The sequence below is a fragment of the Methanobrevibacter sp. genome (assembly GCF_045611865.1).
Taxonomy (GTDB): domain Archaea; phylum Methanobacteriota; class Methanobacteria; order Methanobacteriales; family Methanobacteriaceae; genus Methanocatella.
Genome location: NZ_JAZKXX010000076.1, coordinates 47368 through 54818, shown reverse-complemented (window position 1 = coordinate 54818; position 7451 = coordinate 47368). Strand labels below are relative to the sequence as shown.

The following is a 7451-nucleotide window of genomic DNA, read 5'->3' as shown; positions in this document are numbered from 1 at the left end:
ATTGGCTAATTGTCTATAACTATATTTTATTTCACTAGCGGTTTTTTCTTTAAAATTTGTTATATCTGATGTGGAATGAGAATGCTCTGAGGGTGTAAATATCTCCGGCACATCCAATAAATCAAGATAACTACCAGACTTACCCACATCAGATATACTCTCATCCAAGTTTTGTATTAAATCATACAAGTCCTGCACCACATCAACATCACCAGACACACTTGAAATGTCACCAGTAAAACCAGACTCTACCAAACGGATCTTCAAGATATTCGTAGTGATCCTTACACCATCATCACCAGTACCATAACAAGTCACATGAAACTCACGACTTTGAACAACACATGACGGTACAAGAACACCATCATTGATTTCAAAGAGATAATTTTTCCGTTGACTATCACGGAGAATACAATAGGTTTTTTTATCCTGCCAATCCTCGGTTTTGAAATTAAAATTTAATTTCAAGTAGTCATGGCTTTTATTGGCTAGTGGTTTTGGTTTTTCAAGTTTTAATGTTTGGTTTTCAATATTAAAGTTTAAATCCAAATGTTCATCCCTCCTGTTCTAAGTTAGTTATTCTAGTTAAGATGTTTGTTAAGTCGAGGCTAATGCATAATGGATTGTCTATGCTTCCATCTAAGAATAGGAGAATGCCTTTTGCTCCTTCTTTTGTGTAACCCATTAGCTCGATGTAGTTTAATACCCCCATATCAGTTTCAACATCCACATGGTTATCAGAGTAAACTTTTCTGATTATGCAAAGAATGGGTTGCGGTATTTGTTGTATTTGGTGTTGTATTTGGATGTCAATTTCATCACTTATTGTTTTATCCTCCTCCATTTAACCACCACTCCATATTACTGTAGTGTTACAAGATTTGTATTTATTTGTACTTGCAAATACTAATTTAACATCCATAAGATAGCTATTATAATAAGACATAAAATAACCACTACTATTTGTTGTTTGTTGTTCTAAAACAGTACCATCAAGATTTTTTATAGTTATAGTTTGATTTGATATTGGTTCATCGGTAATTTTATTGTATAAGTATCCTTCAATACGACCATCACTTCTATATGTGCAATTTCTAAATTCTGTATCATATTCTCGAACCCTATATTGTTTATTTTGTGTTTCAACAGAATAATTATCATTATCACCATCAAAAACAGCTTTATAATGAAATATACCAGTTGTTGTACAATTTACACTTTGACTGTAATCTCCATTACTGTCTGTTGTAAGTGTATATAATACAGCACTTCCATTTTGTATTTTAACAGTTTTATTAGCACCAGCACTTAAATTCCCACTAATTATGAGTGTAGTATCAACATAAATAGATGAAGGTGGTGTTAATGTACAAGTTAAAGTCGGTTGATTTTTCACAGTAACATTAACACTACTATTACTACTATAATAAGTACAACTCCCATTATATTGTGCTTTAATAGTATATGAACCAATACCCAAACCACTAATGGTTGTACTGTAATTTCCACTACTATCCGCTCTTGCAGAAGTTACATAAGTGTTATTCTTGTAAATGTAAATATTTGCATTTCCAACACTAACAGTACCATACACTGTAACTGAATCATTTGGAGTAATCTCTGAATTATTAACATTACAAGTAATGCTGGATGCATATCCATTAATACTTACATAATTAGAACTAGATGTTTTACTTTCATATTCGTTATCCCCACTGAACACTGCATTTATAAGCCAGGTCCCCATACAATTACAGTTAATACTTGTGGAATAGTTCCCACTGCTATCAGTATTCACGGTTGTGATGAAACTTGAACCATGATAAATTTTAATTTGTTTACTTGCAACACCAGACCCCCCAGCAGTTAACCTACCAGAAACTGTGATGTTTGCACCAACATTAACATTAGAGTTTGAAACTCCGCAGGTAAGTGCAGTTTCGTATTTTGAGACAGTAACACTAACCGCAGAGGAAGTAACCTCTTCACATTTAGCAGTTAAAGAAAGGTCATCATCTGTTGAAAGAACATAATCAAAAGTAGCAACACCATTTGCATTAGTGGGTTCAGTTCCTAACAACAAGTTACCATTATAGAATTTAACATCAAAACCACTACAAGCACTATCCAAAGTATTTAAAACTGTAGCAGTTAACGTAACTGTATCTCCAACTTTCACACTATTACTGTTACTGGCAAGTGTAACTGTTCCTGGAGTATTAATCCAACGAACAACAATAAACTCGCTATCAACATTAGTATAAGTCCCATCACCAGCATAACTAGCAGAAACGGTTAACTGTTTATCCCCATTATAAGACAATATTTTACTGAAAGCGCCATTACTATCAGTTGTTAAACTAAAAGTATCTCCATCACTAGTAACCAATGAAACAGTTTTATTAGACAAAGCAGTTGTGCCGAATTTCAATGTCCCACTAATTGTGATGTTTGAACCAGGCACCACAGCATTATGATCAGCTGCCAATGTTATTGTTGTTGGTTTCTTAACAACATTCACACTAAGATTATCACTTGAAATAGCATCAGCAGTAATAACACCTTTGAAAATATATTCACCAACACTATTCGGAGTATAATTATACATAGCGATACCCGACGAGTTAGTTGTACCTGTTCCTAATGTATTGTTACGGTTACGGAATGTTACTTCAACACCACTTCCACCCGCAACACTATTCATCTTATATTGAGCAGATAAAGTCAAACTATCACCAATATAATACGGCCCACTACCAATAATTAATTCTAATGTTTTAGTTAATTTGATAATTGGTTTGTCCTGTTTGATTAGGATTTCTGCATCAAAACCAACAATCATATTAAAATCCAAATCAGATAAAGGTATAACAACATCTTCAAACTCTTCCAAATCAATTGTAAGAGTATCTGTGACAATATTATTCCGATTACTATCCATAACATTAACATCACTGACACTGAAAACATTGACTTTCATTTGGTAGTTGTTGTTTTTGAAAATTGGATCCACTAATCTGACTGTTGCGGTTGATGATAATGTTTCTTCAGTGATTAGTATTCCATTGTCAACAACAGTCACATTATCTAAACTGAAACTGTAATCTGCATAAGTACCATGCACCAAACCTTCATTAATACTGATATTGTCTTTGAATTCAATGTTATTTCTTAATAATTGTATATAATTATTAAATTCTTCTGTGGATACACTGTCGCTTATATCGAATAAAGGAACCGCTGTATCATCGAATATAACGATGTCTTCGTTATCAGTTATGAAGTTGAAAAATAAGTTGTTTGTATTTGTAGTGATTATGCATTTATTTTCTAAAATCTTCACTATTTTATCGTTGTTTGAAGTGATTTGTTTGCAGTAAAACAAAGGGAATATCTTATATAATCCACTACCTAAACTAACTGTTTTGAAAAGGTCTGAACCAAGTATATCTGATAGACTCAAACTCATGTTTCTCACATTTATGAGTTTATGATATAACTCAAGTTCAGGATTAATTAAGCTTGAAAAATACATTATTCATCCTCCCATATTATTTTACGATTTCTGTTTTCAATTCCCGAGGATTCACGTGTTATTTGCACATGTTCTTTAAATATCCAATCACTACCGCTTACGCAGTAGCATAAGCTTTTGTCTTCATAGCCTGCTTCGGGACTGCTGAATACTGCTTCCTCAATTTGTGAGTAATAATATTTACAGAACACATGGGATAGGTTATTGTATGGTGCATTGCACCAGTTCACATTATTATCTTTACTTAAATCCTTGTGGTTTGCATTGTTGATTAAAGCATTTTCACCTATCATGAATAATGCCTGGGCATACATGAGGTTTGCTGCTTCATAATCTCTACCAGTATAATCAATATCGAAAATACTATCTGCAACTATTGCCTCACCATCGACTTGATAAAGGAATGCTGGATTGTTAATGTCAATGAATCCCATGTCCGTATTGTGGAAACTGGAGGTTCTAACTGTTAAAGTACCACCGTGCAGTATGCAATTGTGATTGTTTATGAATTTACAATCTGAAATATTGGTAATAAAATCATTAGGAACATTAAGACTAGAAATATCAATATCACATGAAATAACACTTCCAAGATTATTATAAGAGTCATTACTTGCACCTGTGAAACTACATTTTGTTAAATTAACTTTACTATTCTTTCTTTGGAATATTACCGGATTACCATTACTAATGTTAATATTTTCTAGTTTTAAATTACAATCTCCAGTAACAAAGAAAGAATATTCATCTAAATCTAAGTTATGTTCTGCTCCTTTAATTAAGACATCATGATTCACATAGATATGATTATAAAACAGAATGTCATCAGTTAACTGAAGTATACTTGCTCCAGAGTTAATCTGATTGACCAGGTCAACATAGGTTCCAACATTAACATAGTTAACTGGCAAAATAAATCTGAATGTTTTACTCAAAACATCCTCATTCTCAAGAATAGTAAAGAACACTTCAAGATTTTTATTACTGTTAAAATTGGTTAAATCAATTTCAAAACTTCCATCAGACAAACTAAAATTATCTGTTTTACCTAGATATGAAACAGTACAAGTAGCATCAAAACCAGTAGGAGCATTAAAAGAAACAGTATTAACTTTTCCCACAATCAGATTAGCATCCAAACTAACCTCATAATCAATTTTACGAACATAAACCATAAGATAATGATTTGATAAAATAGTGTTAACTCCACGAGCTAAAGTGATTGTAGTATCACTTTCCGCACCAGTAGTGAGATTAACATACCTAATAGTCTTATCCTCACCAATTTCGTCATGATTAACAAAGATACAATTAGGATTCACAAGCTTGTTGGTTAATCTTACGATATTAAAACTTGAAGCAAGATTAGAACAATACAATACTAATGTAATGCTTTCTTCTGTTGTAGTGTAAGACAGAACACCAGTACTACTGTCCCATGTAGCATTTGCATCAATATAATCTCCTTCACTATCCAATATGTAGTAACCACCAGTCCAAGCCGTATTTTGTGGTTTGAAAGTGAAAGTATGATTGCTTCCAGATATTGTATGACTGCAGATGACAAAATCGTATTTTACATCTAAATAAGCAACAGTACCAATGTTTGATGTGTCTATTCTATGATATGAGCCATTAATTCCATATCGACTCATGCAAGAATTAATATCTTCAACAGTAATCATTGATTTACCTCCGTAACAGCGCCTGTGATTTTATCAATGCTGAATTTACGTCCTCTTAGTTCCAGGTATAAATCTTCGCCTCTGTCGATTACGTGACTGAACACGGTTTTGAAATCCATGTCCCACATTTCATCATAATCAAACTGTAATCTTAACTGGGCGCATATGTCGTCATCTGTAACCCATTCGCTCAAAGCCATGTTATACCACTACCTAATACAAATTTTTTCTCAAGGATCTCTTGTGTTGTTTCATCAACAACACCCATAAATCCATTACTTGATATATACTCATTATCACTAGTTAGCATTGTATCTGCCTCAAAGTCATTTACTTTCACATAGAGTTCAACATTATACACACTTTTCAAGAAGTATGTAGTTAAATGACCTAAACTCTCATAAATAATTCGATTACGATAATCATCATCAGATTCATCAATCTTTCGAGGCAAACCAAAATCATTACCATGCAAATCAAGATACTTTCCAGTTGCATCCTGTAAGAAAAATTGTTCCATCCAATCCCGTTCCTCAAAACGGTCCAACCATTCACCAATAGTATTCATGATAATCTTTCTTCCAGGATTATCCTGCCGATGTAATGCTGAATGAGGAGGTAATCTAGCAATAATTTCTTCACCAAACATTGACATTTTAACTCACCACATTCTGAGAAATAGTCACAGTTCCAAGTTTAAACACCTCATCATCCTCACAAGTAATCTCTGACAACTCTTCATTATCAATAGTCACAGTAACGGATTCAACACCCTCAAAACTTTCAAGACAAGGATATAACTTATATTTTGACAAAGGCTCACCAATAAACAAACCATCAAAGTCCATACTCGGAATATTACTACCACCATTAAAGAAATCAGCAATAGCTGTTTTCAATTCATCCTCATCAAGCTCAACAAGAACATCTAACGCAACACTTAAATCCAATGTGACATAAGTAGGTCTTGCAACCGTAAACGTATGATTCACAACAATATTAAATGTATTAGTAAATTCACTTGCCACCTCAACAAGAACATCATCCGGAGTAGGTTTAACATCACCATTAACCAGGACCTTTTTTGTGTACCCTGTAGCATTGACCAATACTACATCATGAACACCATCAACATTATTTCCTAACTCTTCATAGTGTCCAATGCTACCGAAATCATCTTTTCTGATGTAAGCCAATAATCTCTCACGGTATTCATCATCCTCTTCATAATCAGTTCCACCAGAAAATGCCTCTTCATTAACAACACTTAAACCAGGAATGTTTAAATATTCATCATCAATAATAGTTACTGTTTCAGCAACACAATTACCATCACTACCCACAGTTAAACATGTGACCGCTGCATTCGCCTCATCATCACCAACACTAATAATCGTTTCATTATCAGTGATAAATTCCAATCCATTATCTTCACAAACAACAATTGTACCTTCGGGGATAATCAGTTCAGTTGTTGCAACTTCAGGGATGCTGAAAGTCACATAACCAGTAGCCTCCATTCCCACATCTCTTTCAAGACCTATGAAAGGATTCAAACCATGTTTATCCAACCATTCACCATAAGCAGTATCAACAAAACCAATTTCTGTCAGTTCATTTTCAGATTCCATTAAAATATAGACATCAACTGCAAACGCTTCTAAAATATTTCTGATTTCACTTCCTTCATTGAAATCAGTTATTTTTGTTTCACCAACCTCAAGCAATAAGGAGTAAAAATCAATCATTTGTTGAACAAGATTGTTTCGACTTATTTCCTCACCTAATAGATTGTAAAAACTTTCATCATTCACTGCCATCAACAGTCACCTCCCCAGTTTCGTTAAGAACAAGACTTAAACTTAAATCTGAGTCTTCATTATACGTATTATCAATTTCCAGTTTAATTTTACCATCACCAGTATAACTTATTTCTACAGTAGCGTCTTGCAATCGGGGATCTTGTTTTAATGTTGATTCAACTTCTATTTTCACAAATTTTAAAAGAGTTTCATCAATTAGTTCTCCCATGAAAGAATAGAGTTCGCTACCGTAATTTGAGTAATATAACTCTAAAAATCCTAATCGGGTGTTTAATCGATTAACAATTGATTGAACAATATTGTCTTCATTACTAGTTAATTCTAAATCCCCATTTAGATTATTAAAACTCCAATCGGAACGGATGTCAGTTCCTAATTCATAAATACTCATAAAATTAATACCTCACG

General features: G+C 33.3%; 8 protein-coding genes. All 8 read right to left on the bottom strand.

What is annotated here, in order from left to right; all coding sequences use genetic code 11:
* On the bottom strand, positions 1-549 hold a 549-nt coding region (locus ACKI32_RS09545), incomplete at its 3' end, for a hypothetical protein (protein WP_407415832.1).
* A gap of 4 nt (positions 550-553) precedes the next feature.
* On the bottom strand, positions 554-844 hold the full coding sequence (locus ACKI32_RS09540) for a hypothetical protein (RefSeq protein ID WP_407415830.1): 291 nt from the start codon (positions 842-844) through the stop codon (positions 554-556).
* Positions 845-3535, bottom strand: a complete 2691-nt coding sequence (locus ACKI32_RS09535) for a hypothetical protein (RefSeq protein ID WP_407415828.1) — start codon at positions 3533-3535, stop codon at positions 845-847. It lies immediately after the preceding gene.
* Positions 3535-5220, bottom strand: coding sequence for a hypothetical protein (locus ACKI32_RS09530; RefSeq protein WP_407415826.1), 1686 nt, complete (start codon positions 5218-5220; stop codon positions 3535-3537). The genes ACKI32_RS09535 and ACKI32_RS09530 overlap by 1 nt, the downstream gene beginning before the upstream one ends.
* On the bottom strand, positions 5217-5420 hold the full coding sequence (locus ACKI32_RS09525; protein ID WP_407415824.1) for a hypothetical protein: 204 nt from the start codon (positions 5418-5420) through the stop codon (positions 5217-5219). The genes ACKI32_RS09530 and ACKI32_RS09525 overlap by 4 nt, the downstream gene beginning before the upstream one ends.
* The gene (locus ACKI32_RS09520; protein ID WP_407415822.1) at positions 5411-5875 is read right to left on the bottom strand and encodes a hypothetical protein; all 465 of its coding nucleotides are present in this window, start codon (positions 5873-5875) and stop codon (positions 5411-5413) included. Before ACKI32_RS09520 ends, ACKI32_RS09525 begins: the two co-directional genes overlap by 10 nt.
* Position 5876: 1 nt before the next feature.
* Positions 5877-7040, bottom strand: a complete 1164-nt coding sequence (locus tag ACKI32_RS09515; RefSeq protein ID WP_407415820.1) for a baseplate J/gp47 family protein — start codon at positions 7038-7040, stop codon at positions 5877-5879.
* Positions 7027-7434 carry a hypothetical protein gene (locus ACKI32_RS09510; RefSeq protein WP_407415818.1) on the bottom strand — a complete coding sequence of 136 codons (408 nt, stop codon included), beginning with the start codon at positions 7432-7434 and terminating at the stop codon, positions 7027-7029. Before ACKI32_RS09510 ends, ACKI32_RS09515 begins: the two co-directional genes overlap by 14 nt.
* Positions 7435-7451 lie beyond the last annotated feature (17 nt).